This window comes from Gordonia sp. w5E2 (assembly GCF_036540975.1).
GTDB classification, from domain to species: domain Bacteria; phylum Actinomycetota; class Actinomycetes; order Mycobacteriales; family Mycobacteriaceae; genus Gordonia; species Gordonia jacobaea.
The window spans coordinates 5,066,402-5,083,229 of sequence record NZ_CP144213.1 but is presented as its reverse complement, the minus strand read 5'-3'; the positions used below and the strand labels follow the sequence as shown (position 1 = coordinate 5,083,229).

Here is a 16,828-nt window from a genome sequence, read left to right as displayed (position 1 = left end):
CAGTCATCGGGGACCCACGATGCCGGTTCGGGAGCCGACTTGTCCACACACTTATCCACAGCTGTGTACAACCAAGTCGGGATGGGTCCGACGCCGCGATCGCGTCGTGGAGATGTGAGTGGCGTATCGGTCGCCGTCACTGGGGAACGACGCTAACAGAACCACCACGAAGCCGACAACGTAAGGCTCGAATTGACTCGGGCAGATCACAAATAGTGCGTCCCGGACGGCGTCGAGGATGGCGCGTACGCAGGCCGTGGGCAGGTATGGCACTCGTCATCGCTGGTCACGACGTTGGTGTGGATCCGCTCGTTTGATTTGAGTACACCGGGTCCAGTAGTCTCGACTGGTCATCCAGGTGTGCGGATTTGCGTGGTGGCGTTCTTGTTTTTCGAAGGCTGGACCGCGTGCGGTTCGTTCGGCGGAAACGGGGTCACCCAACCGGCACGAGTCCGGCACCGCTGCCTGGATAAGCAGACCACTCAGGAGATCGTGGGTGCGCGCGTAGTTGGCGTGCTCACGTACGAACACAAGGAGTACCAGCCGTGGCCAAGGGCAAGCGGACTTTCCAGCCGAACAACCGTCGTCGTGCACGCGTGCATGGTTTCCGGTTGCGTATGCGTACCCGCGCGGGTCGTGCAATCGTCAACACCCGTCGCAGCAAGGGCCGCGCAAAGCTCTCGGCCTGATCTGCACAACACCGCGAGTCCCGGCGGCGGCAACGCCCGTCGTCGGAACGCTCCGGTGGCGATTGGGTCGGTGATGGCGTCAATCCATCGGATCTCCACACGATCCGACTTCTCCCGCACGCTCAAGAAGGGCGTGCGGGTATCGTCGCGTGATCTGCTGTTGACGGTGTCCATCTTGCCGACGCGCTGGCCCGACGAGACGGGTCGTCGAATCGATGTCGCGACGTCGGGCGGACCCTGGCTCGGGTTGATCGTCAGTAAGTCGGTCGGCAATGCCGTGACCCGCCATCTCGTGGCGCGCCGGATCAGGGCAGCGTTCGCGGAAGTCATGGACGAGTGTCCGACCACCGACACCTCTGTCGTCGTGCGTGCTCTCCCCAGTGCTGCGGAGGTGTCGAGCGTCGAGTTGGCCGCCCAACTTCGCAAAGCGTTGCGTCACGCCAAAGTTCGACGACTCGCAGCCGAGCTGCTCGACTCTCCCTGTCCGAGCGGGTCATCGACTGTATCTCCCGGCAGGATTTTGTGATGTCAGCGTCGTCGATCCAGGCATTCATCCGGTTCTGCCATCTGCTGCCACGTCGAGTGGTGATCTTCTTGATCGAGTTGTACCGCACCTGGGTGTCGCCGCTGCGTTTGCCAACCTGTCGTTTCGAACCGACTTGCTCGGGCTACGCGGTTGAGGCACTGACACGCCACGGCTTCTTCTACGGCGGTGCACTGTCGGTGATCCGATTGCTCAAATGCGGTCCGTGGCACAAGCCCGGCTACGACCCGGTGCCCGAGGAATCGTTCCGGTGGCCGTGGATGCCGCAGCCGGATCAGGATTCCGACGACCGGCCTCTCGACGATCAGCGTCTCGACGATCAGGGTCTCGACGACCAGCAAGACCAAGAGTTTCCATCGACGCACAACGGATCCGCTGATGGCGGGCCGACGGTGCGCGGACGTGTAATCACGGAGGACACCACGATCAGCGTGGGTGTCTCCGCGAAGAGTGAGGGGTAACTGTCCCGTGCTGAACTTCATCTATTGGCCGGTCTCCTGGATCATGTGGGTCTGGCACTGGGTGTTCGACCACATCACACCGAACACCCCGGGCGGCAATGGCATCGCCTGGGCGCTGTCGGTGATCTTCCTCGTCTTCACGCTGCGCGCGATCCTCTACAAGCCCTTCGTGAAGCAGATCCGCACCACGAAGAAGATGCAGGAGATCAACCCGCAGCTTCAGGCGATCCGGAAGAAGTACGCCAAGGATCGGGTCAAGATGACCGAGGAGATGCAGAAGCTGCAGAAAGAGCACGGGTTCAATCCCCTGCTCGGCTGCCTGCCCATGTTGCTGCAGATCCCCGTGTTCATCGGTCTGTTTCACGTGCTGCGATCGTTCAACCGTATGGCGACCGGCATGGGTCAGTTGCATATGACCGCAGCAGAGACGCGCAGCCACGGTAACTATGCGTTCAATGAGGAGCAGGTCCGAAACTTCCTCGACGCGCGCCTCTTCGGTGTGCCGCTTTCGTCGTACATCACGGAGCCTGTCTCCGAGTTCCAGGCGTTCGTGGAGCCGGGTCACCCGATCGACTTCACACGTCTGAACATCGCGATCGTCGTCATCCCGATGATGATCATCGCGTCGATCGCCACGCACATGAACTCGCGCGCATCGGTCGCGCGTCAACCCGAGGCCGCACTCGAGAATCCGCAGACCCGCATGATGAACATGCTGGCGCTGTACGTCTTCCCGCTCGGCATCCTCGTCACCGGTCCGTTCTTCCCCGTCGCGATCCTCCTGTACTGGATGAGTAACAATATCTGGACGTACGGGCAGCAGCACATCGTGTTCGGTCGTATCGAGAAGGAAGAAGAGGCGGCGCGCCAAGCGAAGCAGGAAAAGCTCAAGGCGAACGCCCCCAAGCCCGGTGCGCGGCCCGATCGGCTGAAGAAGGGCAAGAACTCGGGGTCGCCTTCCCCGTCGCTCAGTAAGTCGGACTCTGATGGTGCTGATTCGTCGGCTGAGTCGGCCGAGGATCTCGACGTCGACGCCACACTCGACAGCGGATCCGACGACGGCTCGTCGTCGACGCAGCACGTCGTCGGAAGCAAACCGAAGCCCGGCGCCAAACCCGCGGGAGCAGCGTCGTCGAAGAGTTCTGGCAACTCGGGGTCGGGTCCGAAGAAACAGGGATCATCCAACCAGCGCAACAAGAGGGGTGGGAAGAAGGGTCGACGATGATCGGCCGCCGATCCGGATAGCGGTGTTGCGAGGCGTACATGACGTCCGCGCAGAAACACAGCCCGGAGCCCGTGCGGCACGACTCTTCGAAAGCCTCTCCCCACCCCCAACACAGACATCACCGATGAACACACAGCGAGGTGCAACTGATATGACAGCCGAGACTGCAACACACGCAGACGCCGAGTCGACCGAGCACGACGAGACTCTCGAGGCCGGCGCGGGCCAGGAGGCCGTCGACACGGCTACCGTCGAGTCGACGTCTGATGTCAACGACGATGAGGCCCCAGACGCGGTCCGCGATGACGTGGCAACTGACGCGGACGACGTCGACAGCGAAGACATGGACGACGACGCTGACGAGGAAGACGAAGAGGAGCGTCTCGTCGAAGAAGGCGAGATCGCTGGCGACTACCTCGAGCAGCTGCTGGACGTGCTGGACTTCGATGGCGATATCGATCTGGATGTCGACGGTGACCGCGCGATCGTCAGCATCGACGGAGGCGACGACCTGACGAAGCTCGTCGGCCGTAAGGGCGAGGTTCTGGATGCGCTTCAGGAACTGACCCGGCTTGCCGTGCAGCAGGCGACGGGCGATCGCAGCCGGCTGATGCTCGACATCGCGCGGTGGCGTGCGGATCGCCGCGAACGGCTCGCGCGACTTGGCCGCGAGGTTGCTGAGCGTGTGCTGGAGTCGGGAGAGCGGGAGCAGCTCGACCCGATGACTCCGTTCGAGCGGAAGATCGTGCACGACGCTGTCGCTGCTGTCGACGGAGTGATGAGCGAGAGTGAGGGCGCGGAGCCGAAGCGCCGCGTGGTAGTCATCAAGAACTGAACTGGTGTCCGCGGCGATGCGCCTGGAGATCACAAGCAACGAAGTCCCGGTTTCGGCCGGGACTTCGTTGTTTCACCGGTAGGAATCACATGCGTGTAGTTCGGGTGTTTCACGTGAAACATGGAGCCGACGCCGCGCTGAGGGAAAGGCACTGTTTCACGTGAAACACGATGAGTCCGATGGCGAGCATGGTGATGGGTCCGCTGTCGACGGCGACAACGTCGCGGAACGCGCCGCTGTGGCGGACTCCCCTCCCCCGGCAGCGACATCGATCTTCGGCGATCGTCTCCCGCTAGCTCAGGAGTACTGCAGAATCCTAGCCACCGATGGAATCGACCACGGGCTCATGGGACCGAGGGAGGTCCCGCGACTCTGGGATCGCCACATACTCAACTGCGCTGTGATCCAAGAAGTCATCGACGACGGCCAGACGATCATTGATATCGGCAGTGGTGCTGGACTGCCCGGCATTCCGCTCGCGATCGCGCGTCCCGACCTCACGATCACGTTGATCGAGCCACTGCTGCGTCGAAGTGATTTTCTCCTGCGGACGGTCGACGCTCTTGGTCTCCCGGTATACGTTGTCCGCGGGCGCGCTGAAGAGAAGTCGGTCCTCGCCGAAGTCGAACCCGCGGACGTCGTGACCTCTCGGGCGCTGGCTCCCCTGGATCGGCTCAGTCGATGGTCCGCTCCCTTGATTCGCGATGGAGGTCGACTCGTCGCGCTCAAGGGATCGTCGGCTCCAGAGGAGATCGAACGGGATCGGAAGGCCGCGGAACGGAACGGAATCGCCGGTCTCCGCGTCGAATATGTCGGCGAGTCTGTTGTCGACCAGCCGACGACCTTGGTGATCGGAGACAAGCGCGGTGCGCCGAAACGCCGTCGAACGAGGTGAGAATGCGACGGTCTGAGGTGCTGACGTCTGCAGTTGGTTTGCGACGGCTCGAGGGAGCAAAATGGACAGGACATCGGAGTGTGGGCGAGGGATCGTGCGTGCTGCACGATAGAGGGGCGAAACAATCTTGGACGCCGACGATGCTTACGAAATATCGCAGAGGAGCCACAGCGTGACCGACCAACAGCCGGATGTTTCACGTGAAACGATTCCGCCGGCCACGTCGACGCCCGAGCAGTTCGACGACACTCCCATCGCCGCCGCCGCAGCCCGAGCCAGTCAAGTACTGACCCCTGGAGGTGCTGGCCAGTTACCCCGCCCCCCGCACACGCGCGTCATGACCGTGGCGAACCAGAAGGGCGGCGTCGGGAAGACGACCACGGCCGTGAACCTCGCTTCGGGGCTCGCGCTGCACGGGCTGCGCGTTCTGGTCGTCGACCTCGACCCGCAGGGCAACGCGAGCACAGCTCTGGGCATCGACCATCGCGCACCCGACATCGCGTCGGTCTACGAGCTGCTCCTCGGCGAGGTCACGCTCAAAGAGGCAGTCAAGCAGAGTCCGAGCCACGAGAACCTCTACTGCGTACCCGCGACCCTCGACCTGGCCGGCGCCGAGATCGAACTGGTCTCACTGGTCGCCCGCGAGAACCGACTCCGTAATGCGCTCAATGACGCGTCTGTCGCGGAGTTCGGCTTCGACTACATCTTCATCGACTGCCCACCGTCGCTGGGTCTGCTGACCGTCAACGCGATGGTCGCGGCTCGAGAGGTGCTCATCCCCATCCAGTGCGAGTACTACGCACTCGAGGGCGTCGGTCAGCTCCTCCGCAACATTGAGCTGGTCCAAGCGCACCTCAACCCGAATCTCCACGTCTCGACGATTCTGCTGACGATGTACGACGGCCGCACCAAACTCGCCGACCAGGTCGCCGACGAAGTACGACGCCACTTCAGTGACAAGGTCCTTGGTACCGTGATCCCCCGCAGCGTGAAGGTGTCCGAGGCGCCCGGCTACGGAATGACGATCATCGAGTACGACCCGGGTTCACGTGGAGCAATGAGCTATCTCGACGCCGCGCGCGAACTCGCCATGCGCGCGAAAGACGAATTCTCCTCCACCACGGACCTCTCGAGAGGACAGCAATGAGTCAACGAGACGCCCAACGACGCGGAGGATTAGGCCGCGGTCTGGCAGCCCTCATCCCGACCGGACCATCCGAGAACGAGTCGAGCGCTCCCCGACTCGGCGCTGCTGCCGCCGATGTCGTGATCGGCAAGGGCAACTCCGCTGGTAGCTCGGGCGGAAACGGCGCTCCCTCCTCCCCCACGACCGGAAGCGCGCAGGGCTCCACGACGACGTCGACCGATGCAACACGGTCGAGCGCTGACGGAAACGCGACTGCCGTCGGAACCGTCGACGAAGTTGGGGCTGTCTATCGCGAGCTGGCGCCCACACTCATCCAGCCGAACCCGCACCAGCCGCGCAGCGTCTTCGACGAAGAGGCGATGGCCGAACTCGTGCACTCGATCAAAGAGTTCGGGCTCATGCAGCCGATCGTCGTGCGCAAGCTCGCCACCCCGACACCCGACGGCGTGCTCTACCAGATCGTCATGGGCGAGCGACGCTGGCGAGCCAGTCAGGAAGCAGGACTCGAGGCGATCCCATCGATCGTTCGCGAGACCCCCGACGGCGACATGCTGCGCGACGCCCTGCTGGAAAATATTCACCGCGCCCAACTCAACCCTCTGGAAGAAGCGGCCGCGTATCAGCAGCTTCTCGAGGAGTTCGACGTCACCCACGAGGAACTGGCCACCCGGCTCGGGCGCTCGCGCCCGGTGATCACCAACATGATCCGCCTGCTGAAGCTCCCGATTCCCGTGCAGCGCCGCGTTGCCGCGGGAGTGCTCTCGGCCGGCCACGCACGCGCGCTGCTGTCACTGGAGACCGGAAGCGATCAGCAGGAAGCGCTTGCCGCGCGCATCGTCGCCGAAGGCCTGTCGGTCCGAGCCACCGAGGAAGCGGTGACTCTCGCCAACCGTGGCGACGGACCGTCGACCCCCACCCCATCGCCGAAGCGTCGGCAGATGCAGATGCCGGGTCTGCAAGATCTCGCCGAGAGACTCTCCGACGGCCTCGACACCCGCGTGACCGTCAGCCTCGGCAAACGCAAGGGCAAGATCGTCGTCGAGTTCGGCTCGGTCGACGACCTCGAACGTATCGTGGGGTTGATCCAACCGAAGACGTAGCAACGATCGGCGACTCGGCGAGAAAATAGCAACCGAAGTCGGCGATACCCACGAAAATTCGTGACCCACCGCATCCGAAAGTTTCGTCACAGTGACAGTCGAGCAGCACACCGAGCACATGAACAGTGAAACACCCTGCAACACATCAGATTTCACTTTCGTGGGCACTCGACCGATGCGTCGAGGCGAGGATTCACAATGAACTTCACGATTTCCAGTCTCGATCTCGAAGCATTCGAGTCATTGCCCCCGCACACCCGTCGTTGCGTGTTCTGGGAAGTCGATCCGTCGTTCACCAACGCGGCGTCCACCGCTTCCGATGACGATCCCTCTCCCCTGCGCGGCTCCGCGTCGTCCTCCGAGACACCGGCGGGACCGGCGAGTCTCACGAACTTCGAGAGCGAGTTCGACAAGGAGGCGTGGATCTCGTCGGTCCTCCTCGAATGGGGAACCTGCGGCCAGATCGCGATCGATTCGTCGACCGGCGTTGTCGTTGGCGCGGCGCTCTACGCTCCGCCCGGACGCGTCCCCCGCTCACGTAGCTTTCCGACGTCGCCGGTGAGCGCCGACGCGGTGCTACTCACTTCTGTGCGCACCGAGCCGGGTTTCGAGGAAGCGGGCGACCTCCTTATCGATGCCGTGGTCACCGATCTGATTCGACGAGGCGTCCGTGCCGTCGAAGCGTTCGGTTTCGTCCGACACGGTGGATCCCGCTACGGCAGTTCTCGTCACGGATCATCGCGCGACGCACTCGAGCGCGAGTATGACTCTCCCGCAGCGTATCTCGGTGACGAAGAATCATCAGATGACAGAAAGAGCTCTGACACAACGGATTTCGGCGACCTGAGTACGTGGTCGGAGGAGGCCGTCGTCGAGATCGCGCGCGAGATCCTCGACGGCCCGGGTCAGGATCTGTGTGGGCAATGCATGATCGACGCCGGACTCCTGAAGGATTCAGCCTTCGACGTGGTTGCGTCGCATGTGAGGTTCCCCCGCTTTCGCCTGGAGCTCGACGAAGGACTCGGCTGGAAGGTCGGAGTCGAGAGCGCCTTGGAGAAGCTCGTCGTGATGGCCGCGATCGATCTGGTCGGCAGAGAGCGGCTCACTGTTCCGGCCGGTAGTCGTAGTGGCGCGCGAACAACCCCACGCGGACACGCAGAAACCAGCCGCGACAGAGATCGCGAGAAGTAACTGGATCCGCTACCGGTCAGAAACCGGAAATACGTTCGGCCGCAAGGAGATCTGCGAACGTGTAGGTCCCTGTCGGGCGGTCGTTCTCGCCTAGCAGGTACAGGCGCTTGACCGCGACGAGGATGGCCTCGGTGATCACGTTGCGATAGTGCGGGTCGTCGAGCACCTTGGCGTCGTCGGGGTTGGTGATGTAACCGACGTCGATGAGGACAACTGGCATCCTGGTGAGCCGAAGGATGTCCCAGGTGCGTTCGTGGACGCGGCAATCGGTCAGCGGTGTGCGAGCGGCGATCTCACGTTGGATGAAGTCTGCGAGGTTGCGCCCGATGGTCGAATACGACCCGCGGTTGTTACCGAAGTAGAACGACGCGACGCCGTTCGCAGCGGGTGTCTCGTGGTGTCCGCATCGTAGCGAGATCATCATGTCGGCATCGACGAGATTGGCCACCCGAGCACGCTCGTCGTCGGATGCGTGGCCGCGACCGTCGTGCGACAGGAAGGTTTCCATTCCTGCAGCGGCCATCCTGCCCTCGAGGCGAGCGGCGAGATCCCACAGCACGCGGGATTCCAACTCGGCGACCGCTCCGGTCGAAAGTGCGTGCATCCCAGCAGTTCCCGGATCGATGACGATCCGCTTGCCGGACAGTTGGGGGCCGGAGCGTCGAACATGCTCTTCTTGGCGGATCGCGTAGGGCGATCCACCGGTCACACGGGTACCGAGCCGGTCGAGTGCGCGCAGCGTCGCCGGACCGCAGATGCCGTCGGCGGAGAGTCCGTACTCGCTCTGGTAGAGGCATACCGCGTTGTGGGTGCTCTCGCCGAAGACGCCGTCGACGAGTCCGGTGTAGTAGCCGAGGTTCTGCAGTCGGCTTTGGAGTGTGGCGACGTCGTCTCCGACCATGGGAGCCGACAGTCGGTACAGGAGTACTCGCGCGCCGAGTTGATACGACGCCTCGCGCAGCGATCGATACGTCGCCTGGCCGACGATGCCGTCGACGATCAGTCCGCGTTGCTGCTGGAACGCGCGCACTGCGTGGTCGACGTCGATGTCGAAGAGGGCGTCCTCGGTGCTGTGGATAACCGCACCGGTCTGGGCCGCTTCCCCGTTGGAAGGGCCGTTCGGCGTAGGTGTTCCTGCGCTCTCGGGTGCCGCGTGACGGCCCGGAGTGGAGCTGAGCAGTCCCTGTCCGGAGAGGATAGATCGAATCTCGGCTACGGCCGACCCACGATCTCCCAGTCGGAACGTTGGCATCTCATCTCCTCAATTGGACATGTCGCCGTGAGGGGACACGGACGACATTGAACCAAAGTGAATTGTCTCAGGTCGTGGCATGTGAGCAAAACTCATCCACGCGGCTGAACCGATCCACTCTGTGCCGCGTCCCCGAGGCTACCGTTCGCCGCCGACGACACGCAGCAGATAGTTCGTGATGCCAAACTAGCAGTACAGGCCACCGTCGAACGCCAGGTGAGGTGTTCGACGATGGCCTGGTCGGCTCACGAAGGTACGTGAGCGACGTCACTGCTGAGGTGTCGGTTAGGCGTTGGACCCGACGACGGAGTCGAGGTCGCGCAGGAGCGCGGCCTTGCCCTTGACGCCGACGATCGTCTTGGTCGGCTTGCCGTCCTGAAACAGGATCATGGTCGGGATCGACATGATCTTGTAGTCACGGGCAACGCCGGGGTTCTCGTCGACGTCGACCTTGGCGACGGTCAGCTTGTCGCCGTAGTCACGGGCGATCTCTTCGAGGACCGGTGCGATCATGCGGCACGGGCCGCACCAGGTCGCCCAGAAGTCGACGAGGACCGGTCCGCTGGACTCGAGTACCTGATCTTTGAAGGTGGCGTCAGTGACGGCCACGGTGTTTGCTCCCATGATGTGTCCTCCTCTGGACGTGGTGCAAGGTATCGGGTTGGGGATGAAACAGCTGGTCAGACGGTCGGTGCGACCGTTGCGACGACGTCACCCTCGATCGGCATCGGCTCGATGTCGCCCTGGTCGGCGAGCCACCGCTCGGCGTCGATCGCGGCCGCACATCCACTGCCTGCGGCGGTGATGGCCTGCCGGTAGGTGTGGTCGACGAGGTCGCCCGCAGCGAACACGCCGGGCACCGACGTGTAGGTGGTGCGGCCGGAGACCTTGACGTAGCCCTCGTCGTCGAGGTCGATCTGACCGCGGACGAGCTGACTGCGCGGGTCGTGACCGATGGCCACGAACATGCCGGTGACGTCGATGTTCTGCTTGTCGCCGGTCCGCGTGTCGGTCAGTTCGAGGCCCGTCACCGAGTTGCTGCCCAGCACGCCTGTGACGGCGGAGTTGGTGACGAACTCGATCTTGTCGTTGGCGCGAGCGCGCTCGAGCATGATCTTCGACGCCCGGAACTCGTCGCGTCGGTGGATCAGCTTCACGCTGCGGGCGAACTTGGTGAGGAAGGTGGCCTCCTCCATCGCCGAATCGCCGCCGCCGATGACCGCGATGTCTTGGTCCTTGAAGAAGAAGCCGTCGCAGGTGGCACACGCCGAGACTCCCCTGCCCAGGAGTTCCTGCTCGCCGGTGATCTCGAGGTAGCGGGCAGCGGCACCCATCGCGAGGATGACCGCATAGGCGCGATGCGTCTCGCCGCCGGCGTCGACCTCTTTGATCGTGCCGGTCAGGCGGACTGCCTCGACGTCTTCCATGCGGAGATCGGCGCCGAACCTGATGGCCTGCTCACGCATCTCGTCCATGAGCGCGGGACCCTGGATGCCGTTCTGGAATCCGGGGTAGTTCTCGACCTCGGTGGTGGTCATGAGCGCACCGCCGAACTGCGTTCCCTCGAAGACGACCGGTGCCAATTCGGCGCGGGCTGCGTATACGGCAGCGGTGTATCCGGCCGGTCCGGACCCGATGATGATCAGGTCGTGGATCTGCTGGTTGTCTGTCTGGCTCATCCGTCCTCCGTGCTTGTGGCGACGCGCGGTACCGCTGGTTCTCCGGTGCGCGTTGTCGGCTCGTTCAACACAAGCCTAAGGGCAGATGTTCCCGCTGCTGATGCCGTGGCGCTCACCCACCCAGTCTGGTGCGCGACACCGTCGCCGGGTTGTCGGTATCGCATCCCTGCTCGACGACGAGCGCGTCGAACCGCCCGGCGACTCCGGTCCCGAGCAAAATCACCACACGCTCCGACCCTCCCACCGTGATCTCGCCGGAACCGAGGACCGGAGTTGACGCCGCTACACCGTTGGCCGCGGTGCACCGCCGCAGCGCTTCGTCGGATTCGAACGGCGCGTGGGCGGTCTTTCCGAGCACGGACAACGCCGAAGCCTTCTCGACGCCGTCGAGCTGCGTTGTATCGGGTTGCGTCGTGTTGGCCGAGGTTGATGGTTGCGCTTGCACTCCCGCGCCCGGTTCGTCCGTGGTCCTGGTGGCGATGACTGCGACGACTCCCACGAGCATCGCGATCGCAGCCGCGGCACCCACCAGCAGGGCTGCGAACCGTGCACGCGGGGCGCGGGTCGTCGAACGTCGTCGACGTTCGGAGAGATCGACGGGGGCCGTCGACGCCTGCTGCGCGTCGTGGCGCGCCCTGGAGTCGTTCTGAATGGCCGACAGTGTCGCGGCGATCCGCGAATCGACTTCTGGCGGAACGGGTTTCGATTCATCGGAGAGGTAACGCAGCGAGTCGGTGGTGCGGTCAAGGGCAGCCAGTACACGCTGGGCTGCGGGGTCGTTGGCGATCCGCGCGCGCATGTGGGCGGCGGTATCGTCGGGTAGCGCGCCGGCGTGGAGGTCGGCGAGCAGATCCTCCGAATAGGGCGGTTCGGGATACGGCGTGTTCATCGTTGCGCTGTCCTGCTCCCCCGACTGTTGTGGCCGTGATCGCGGCCTGGCTCGTCCACTGCCACATTCGACGTTGATCGACGCGGATTGGTTCCCTCGAATCTCGTCTTCATGAGTCTTCCTTGAGGTGACCGAGCAACTTCGCCAACCGGAGACGCGCCCGCGACGAACGACTCTTCACGGTTCCCTCAGCGACTCCTAATCGCTGCGCCGTTTCCGCGATGCTGAGGCCTTCGACGTCGAGCGCGACGACGACGGCTCGCTGCTCTTCCGGGAGTTGCGCGAGAGCGTCGCCAATGGTCATCGACAGATCGACCGCCGCATAGCGGTCTTCGCGCGCAGCCATTGCTGGAATCTCGAACTCAGGAAGAGAAACTGTGGGCCGCAACTTATCTCGTCGTATCCGATCGAGGCAAGCATTGACGACGATGCGATGCAGCCAGGTCGAAACTCGAGCGTCGGCCCGGTACGAGTGTGCCATTCGGTGTGCGTTGAAGAGTGCGTCTTGGAGCGCGTCGGCGGCATCGTCGGGGTTGTTGAGGGTGCGGTAGGCGACGGCCCAGAGGCGTTCTTGGTGGCGGTGGATGAGGGTGGAGAAGGCGTGGAGGTCGCCGTTGATATGGGCGGTGAGCAGGTGCTCGTCGCTGCGTGTGTCGCTGGTTCCCCCTGGCATGGGTTGAGATTAGTGCAGCGCGGTGTCGCGTATGTCGGGTTGGCGTGTCGGCTGTGGAGGGAGGTCGGGCTGGGGATCGGGTGGCGCAGAGCGCCCGCCGCGGGAAAGAGCGATGAGCATCCCCCGTACGATCGCGCCACCGGGTCTATTGCCATACCGCAACGAAAGCAGTGGACGATGCACATTCGATCTCAGCCGAGTCCTCTGAGGAGGGCGCGCGCTGTCGTCGTTGTTGCCACGACGATGAGCCTGCTTCTGATTGCAGCTTGCGGCACACATGAGGAGACTTCGATGCCGATGCCTACGTCCGCGCAAGAGTCGCAGGTACACGCCGCAGTGGATCGCTACGAGCACGCGAACTCTCACGGGTCGCGGCGCGACATCCTGGCGACGCTCACCGCGGACTCCCCCGAGCGCGAATTCCTGAGCGGATCGGACGAGGCGTTCGCCGAACGGCGAAAGCAACTAGACGCCGCCCAGTACAGCGAGAAGTACACCAACAGAAGGGATCTCACGATCACCGGTGATTCCGCCACGCTGACCACCGACTACGTCGAAACACGCAGCGACGGGTCGCCGACGGACACGCCGAGGACACTCACCGGCCAAGACATCGAGTTCACTCTGAATAGGGTCTACGGCGAATGGCTGATCTACGAGACCACGACGCCGGCATTGCGCAATAACCGCATCCTGCAGCAGGGTCCGCCGTGATCAGGCTGGCGGCCAAGCTGGGTACGGGAATGTAGACAGAAGGACGTTGTGGTGACAGTCGAAACCCATGGGCTGGCAGGACATCTGACGCGTATAGCGTCCGTCGCCGGGTCCGCGTTCTCCGACGACATCTCGTTGCTGGCTTGCTGGGTCGAGCAAGGGCTGATCTTTATTGTCTTCCGATCGAATCTGATGTGGGATGCCCGCCGAGCATTAGGAATTGTTTACGATCCGGCCAGTCTGGCAAAACCTATCGACGTCGAAGAACTCGCTTTCGAAATATATGAATACGAGATGGTGGAACCTCACCTCTATACAACCGCGTTCTCAACCGAGCACGACGCGATTCATTGGCGTGTCGTCGGGTCTTCTGAAATGCCGGCCCGCTTTGAGCGCCTGCTGACTAAGGCGGCAACTGAGGGATCCACAGAAGAGCACTTGAGACGATTAGCCGCAGCCTGCATCGCCGGTACCACCGTTCTCAGTGGACCTTCCTTCACTGGATCTGATGCTCAACCCGGCCGGAACTCGACCGAGCACGGCTCATTTTCTCCGCTGCCCGAAGCGGGGCTGAAGACGAGGTTTTCGTACGTGGCGTCTGCCGTCGATGCGTCCGTTGACGGTACGCCGGTGAGCCTGAAGCCATTTCCGTTCTCGACCGGAACCGATAGCGTTTCAGTGCCGCTAACAGTGTCCGGTGACGGATGCCAGGCAGGCCGGGCAAACACTGGCGGCAAGTTCGTCGTGGGTTACCGCGGTGGCTGTAGCTTTGAGCAGAAGTACGACGTTGCTCGACGAGAGGGGGCAGCCGGGCTTGTCATCATTTCCGATGAGCGTCTGACGGACGCGCGCTGGCAGAGTCCACGAATTGATCTGACCGAGATTCCGGTGCTTGTCTGCGACGAACCGGAATCCATCCGGCTGCTTGTTAATGGCCGTGCCCTCAGTGTTTCCTTTCATGGGCAGGTGAACTCATCGCCAATCTAGCTAACTGCGTTTTGCCACGGTAAGAGGTAGAGAAGTTAAGTGCGATCGCGCAACTAGTACCGTCATAAATGCTCAGGTGAGGGAGGGTTCGTGTGAACGCCGATGAGATTCGAGCGTCCTTCTATGGCACGTGGCACGCAACATATCTGGAAGCGGACGGTTTGACGCCGGAGGAGTCGCGTGGCCTGCCTCAAGTCTGGCGTGACCTCCTCGCCGCGGGCGAGTGTGCTGCGGAAAGTGTTGCGGCGCTGTGGCGCGAGGCATGCCCGCGACTACCCCGGGTGGCGGACTACCTGGAGGACAACGTGATTCAGGTAGGTCTGTCACGAATGACGACTCCGCACCACGCAGTTCGCGATCTTCGACGCGAAAACCATGCCGATGATGACACCACTGAGATCGCACTGGTCTACATCACGCGGGATCTCGACCACGTCGCACCCTTTAACGCCTGGATCGGGCGACAGCCGTTCCGACAGGAGTTGCCTCCGTGGTGGGGGTCGGTTCGGTCCGTGCTGGGCGACCTGGCGACTACGCTGCACGATGGCTTGATGCTTGATTCCTGGGACCAGGGACTTCTGGCGGTTCGGGACATGCCCACGATGTCTGAGCTGTGGATCGACTACGTCGACCCAGATGCGGAAATGATCTACGTGCACCGCGAGGGTGACTACCAAGCCGCTGTGCCGCGGGATCAGTGGCCCGACTTTTCGCAGCTGCGGGTGATCGCCGAAGGCACATCGAACCGGGCGTGGGCAGTGGATCAGCGCCAGGCCGATAACACTGGTTGGGGTGACGGTGCGGACACGCTGGAGCCGATCAGCGACCTCGCGCTTGCGATCGAGGACATGCTCTGCGAACTCATGACCGCCAAAACGTAGGCACTGGACGGCCACTCACGCTCCTCTGGTTCTGGCAGACAGTCCACTCGATACCCCAGCGAGTTCTTCGCAGCGGCCGAGGCGCGGTGGCACCGTATCTATGCTCAACCCGTGGGAGAAACGACGATCGGCGACGCGGCGGATTCAGATAGCTGGGACAGCTTGGTGATTCGGTGTGCCGAGGTGTCTCATCAACTCGTCGAGCAGGGTCTTGAGGTCCCGTTGCCGGGCGCCGAGCCGTCCGGGCCACGACCGCCGGCCACGCCCGCGCAAATCGACGCGGCTGAAGCTCGAATTGGGGCACGTCTGGATTCCGACGCTCGTGCGCTGCTCAGCAGGGCCAACGGTTGGGTGGGGCTCGCCGGACGTTTCACGCTGTTGTCGTGTGAGGACATCGGCGGTCCCGACTGGGCCGAGCTGATCGAATTGCGCGACATCTTCTTTGCGTCGTGCCCGCCAGACTCGTGGCCTGACAGCGTCGTGGATCCCCAGGTCCTCATTCCGATCATTGTCGTGCCGTACTCACCGGAGACCATCTATGTCTTTCCCAGCGAGTCGAACGACGGCCGTGCGCGGTCGGCATTGAATACAGGTCTCGATCCGATTCCCGAGATCACGTTGAAGCAAGGCATCGAGGTGTCTCTCCAATCAGCGGTCGCCGATCTAGCAGCTCTCGCTGGAGATGAAAGAATGTTGGGTTCGGCGCGCGATACTCGTAGCGACGCTGTTCGCGGTCGCCAGCGGTGTTTCAGCGTGTTCGACCACCGAACCAGAAGACCAGAAGAAGAGCACACCACTTCGATCACGGAGACGCACGTGGCCTACGCCATCGAAAAAATCCAGTGCCCGTCGCCCGACGATCTGAGTAAGTCCCTCAACATAACCTCGCCACCTCTCGTCACCCGCCAACAAGGAGCGACGCAGGTCTCGTGCCTGGTTGTGATTCCGCACGGCTACATGTTTTCGATGCTGTCGTTGAAGAACAAGGGTCGATTGAGTGACAGCGTCCTCCCGGTGCTCGAGGAGCAGGCACAGAAGCCTAGCGATCGGACCGACGGCAGGACAACGTCGTCGACCATTCGGCCGATCAACGATCTCGGGGATGAAGCGTACGAGATGACCACGCGCTTCGACGACACCAACGAGGTCTTCGAAGTCGCCGTGTGGAGTCGCACGGGTCCATACAGGGTGCGGGTTTCGGGCGCTTTCCCCGACCAGGACACTGCGCTGAGAATCGCGCGGCTCTGGGTGCGGACGCAGCCAACTCAATAGGTGACACAAACGTCGTGGATCCCTGTATTGAACACCGGTCTGGATCCGATCCCGGAGTCTCACGTAATGAACCAGAAGGTCACACCGAAACCATCACGGAGGCACACATGGCCTACGACGTCGAGGACATCCAGTGTCCCTCACCTGACGAACTACGCAGCCTTGTGGGCGCCGAGTCGTGGCCCCTCGTCATACGTCAACAAGGGGCCACGGAGGTGTCGTGCCTGGTCGAGTTTCCCCATAGCTACGCATTCTCGCTCTTGTCGTTCAAGAACAACGGTCAGCTCCGCGATAGTGTTCTCCCTATCCTCGAGGAGCAGTCACAAACGCCCAGTACCCGGTTCGACGGCAGGACGACGTCGTCGACGGTTCGGCCGGTCGACAATCTCGGCGA

At 62.8% G+C, this 16,828-nt stretch carries 18 protein-coding genes; 13 read left to right on the top strand and 5 right to left on the bottom strand.

All coding sequences use genetic code 11. From position 1 onward, the window contains the following. The first annotated feature begins 545 nt into the window (after positions 1-545). From rpmH to RND64_RS23040, 9 genes are all read left to right on the top strand, one after another. A complete protein-coding gene (rpmH, locus tag RND64_RS23080) occupies positions 546-689 on the top strand; it encodes a 50S ribosomal protein L34 (protein WP_082933723.1) in 144 nt (47 codons plus the stop codon). A 73-nt stretch (positions 690-762) separates the two neighbouring features. Continuing rightward, positions 763-1,215 (top strand): ribonuclease P protein component, encoded by a 453-nt coding sequence (gene rnpA / locus RND64_RS23075; protein WP_064863567.1) that lies wholly within the window; start codon positions 763-765, stop codon positions 1,213-1,215. Then, a complete protein-coding gene (gene yidD, locus RND64_RS23070) occupies positions 1,215-1,694 on the top strand; it encodes a membrane protein insertion efficiency factor YidD (protein ID WP_064863562.1) in 480 nt (159 codons plus the stop codon). The genes rnpA and yidD overlap by 1 nt, the downstream gene beginning before the upstream one ends. A 7-nt stretch (positions 1,695-1,701) precedes the next feature. Then, on the top strand, positions 1,702-2,919 hold the full coding sequence (gene yidC / locus RND64_RS23065) for a membrane protein insertase YidC (protein ID WP_064863563.1): 1,218 nt from the start codon (positions 1,702-1,704) through the stop codon (positions 2,917-2,919). 151 nt (positions 2,920-3,070) lie between these two features. Further along, entirely contained in the window at positions 3,071-3,754 is a 684-nt protein-coding gene (locus RND64_RS23060; RefSeq protein WP_064861928.1) for a Jag family protein, read from the top strand. A 238-nt stretch (positions 3,755-3,992) separates the two neighbouring features. Continuing rightward, the gene (gene rsmG, locus RND64_RS23055) at positions 3,993-4,649 is read left to right on the top strand and encodes a 16S rRNA (guanine(527)-N(7))-methyltransferase RsmG (protein ID WP_064861929.1); all 657 of its coding nucleotides are present in this window, start codon (positions 3,993-3,995) and stop codon (positions 4,647-4,649) included. 172 nt (positions 4,650-4,821) lie between these two features. Then, entirely contained in the window at positions 4,822-5,796 is a 975-nt protein-coding gene (locus RND64_RS23050) for a ParA family protein (RefSeq protein ID WP_005205920.1), read from the top strand. Continuing rightward, positions 5,793-6,896, top strand: a complete 1,104-nt coding sequence (locus tag RND64_RS23045; RefSeq protein ID WP_064865227.1) for a ParB/RepB/Spo0J family partition protein — start codon at positions 5,793-5,795, stop codon at positions 6,894-6,896. Before RND64_RS23050 ends, RND64_RS23045 begins: the two co-directional genes overlap by 4 nt. Before the next feature lie 198 nt (positions 6,897-7,094). Further along, on the top strand, positions 7,095-8,087 hold the full coding sequence (locus RND64_RS23040; protein ID WP_005205923.1) for a hypothetical protein: 993 nt from the start codon (positions 7,095-7,097) through the stop codon (positions 8,085-8,087). Positions 8,088-8,103: 16 nt separating this feature from the next. On the opposite strand, the gene RND64_RS23035 is transcribed toward RND64_RS23040, so the two are convergent. The 5 genes from RND64_RS23035 to sigM form a co-directional block, all read right to left on the bottom strand. Beyond that, the gene (locus RND64_RS23035; protein WP_331436323.1) at positions 8,104-9,339 is read right to left on the bottom strand and encodes an N-acetylmuramoyl-L-alanine amidase; all 1,236 of its coding nucleotides are present in this window, start codon (positions 9,337-9,339) and stop codon (positions 8,104-8,106) included. A 285-nt stretch (positions 9,340-9,624) separates the two neighbouring features. Further along, on the bottom strand, positions 9,625-9,963 hold the full coding sequence (gene trxA / locus RND64_RS23030) for a thioredoxin (protein ID WP_005205925.1): 339 nt from the start codon (positions 9,961-9,963) through the stop codon (positions 9,625-9,627). A gap of 56 nt (positions 9,964-10,019) precedes the next feature. Then, positions 10,020-11,018 carry a thioredoxin-disulfide reductase gene (trxB, locus tag RND64_RS23025; RefSeq protein WP_049699195.1) on the bottom strand — a complete coding sequence of 333 codons (999 nt, stop codon included), beginning with the start codon at positions 11,016-11,018 and terminating at the stop codon, positions 10,020-10,022. A 112-nt stretch (positions 11,019-11,130) separates the two neighbouring features. After that, positions 11,131-11,907: an anti-sigma factor family protein gene (locus RND64_RS23020; RefSeq protein ID WP_049699196.1), complete on the bottom strand. Its 777-nt coding sequence runs from the start codon at positions 11,905-11,907 to the stop codon at positions 11,131-11,133. 109 nt (positions 11,908-12,016) lie between these two features. After that, a complete protein-coding gene (sigM, locus tag RND64_RS23015; protein WP_049699197.1) occupies positions 12,017-12,580 on the bottom strand; it encodes an RNA polymerase sigma factor SigM in 564 nt (187 codons plus the stop codon). Between the two features lie 291 nt (positions 12,581-12,871). On the opposite strand from sigM, the gene RND64_RS23010 reads away from it, so the two are divergent. From RND64_RS23010 to RND64_RS22995, 4 genes are all read left to right on the top strand, one after another. Further along, positions 12,872-13,294: a hypothetical protein gene (locus RND64_RS23010; RefSeq protein WP_082937806.1), complete on the top strand. Its 423-nt coding sequence runs from the start codon at positions 12,872-12,874 to the stop codon at positions 13,292-13,294. 51 nt (positions 13,295-13,345) lie between these two features. After that, a complete protein-coding gene (locus tag RND64_RS23005) occupies positions 13,346-14,281 on the top strand; it encodes a PA domain-containing protein (protein ID WP_049699199.1) in 936 nt (311 codons plus the stop codon). Between the two features lie 92 nt (positions 14,282-14,373). Next, positions 14,374-15,162: a hypothetical protein gene (locus tag RND64_RS23000; protein WP_049699200.1), complete on the top strand. Its 789-nt coding sequence runs from the start codon at positions 14,374-14,376 to the stop codon at positions 15,160-15,162. Positions 15,163-15,384: 222 nt separating this feature from the next. After that, the gene (locus RND64_RS22995; RefSeq protein ID WP_235434361.1) at positions 15,385-16,434 is read left to right on the top strand and encodes an SMI1/KNR4 family protein; all 1,050 of its coding nucleotides are present in this window, start codon (positions 15,385-15,387) and stop codon (positions 16,432-16,434) included. Positions 16,435-16,828 lie beyond the last annotated feature (394 nt).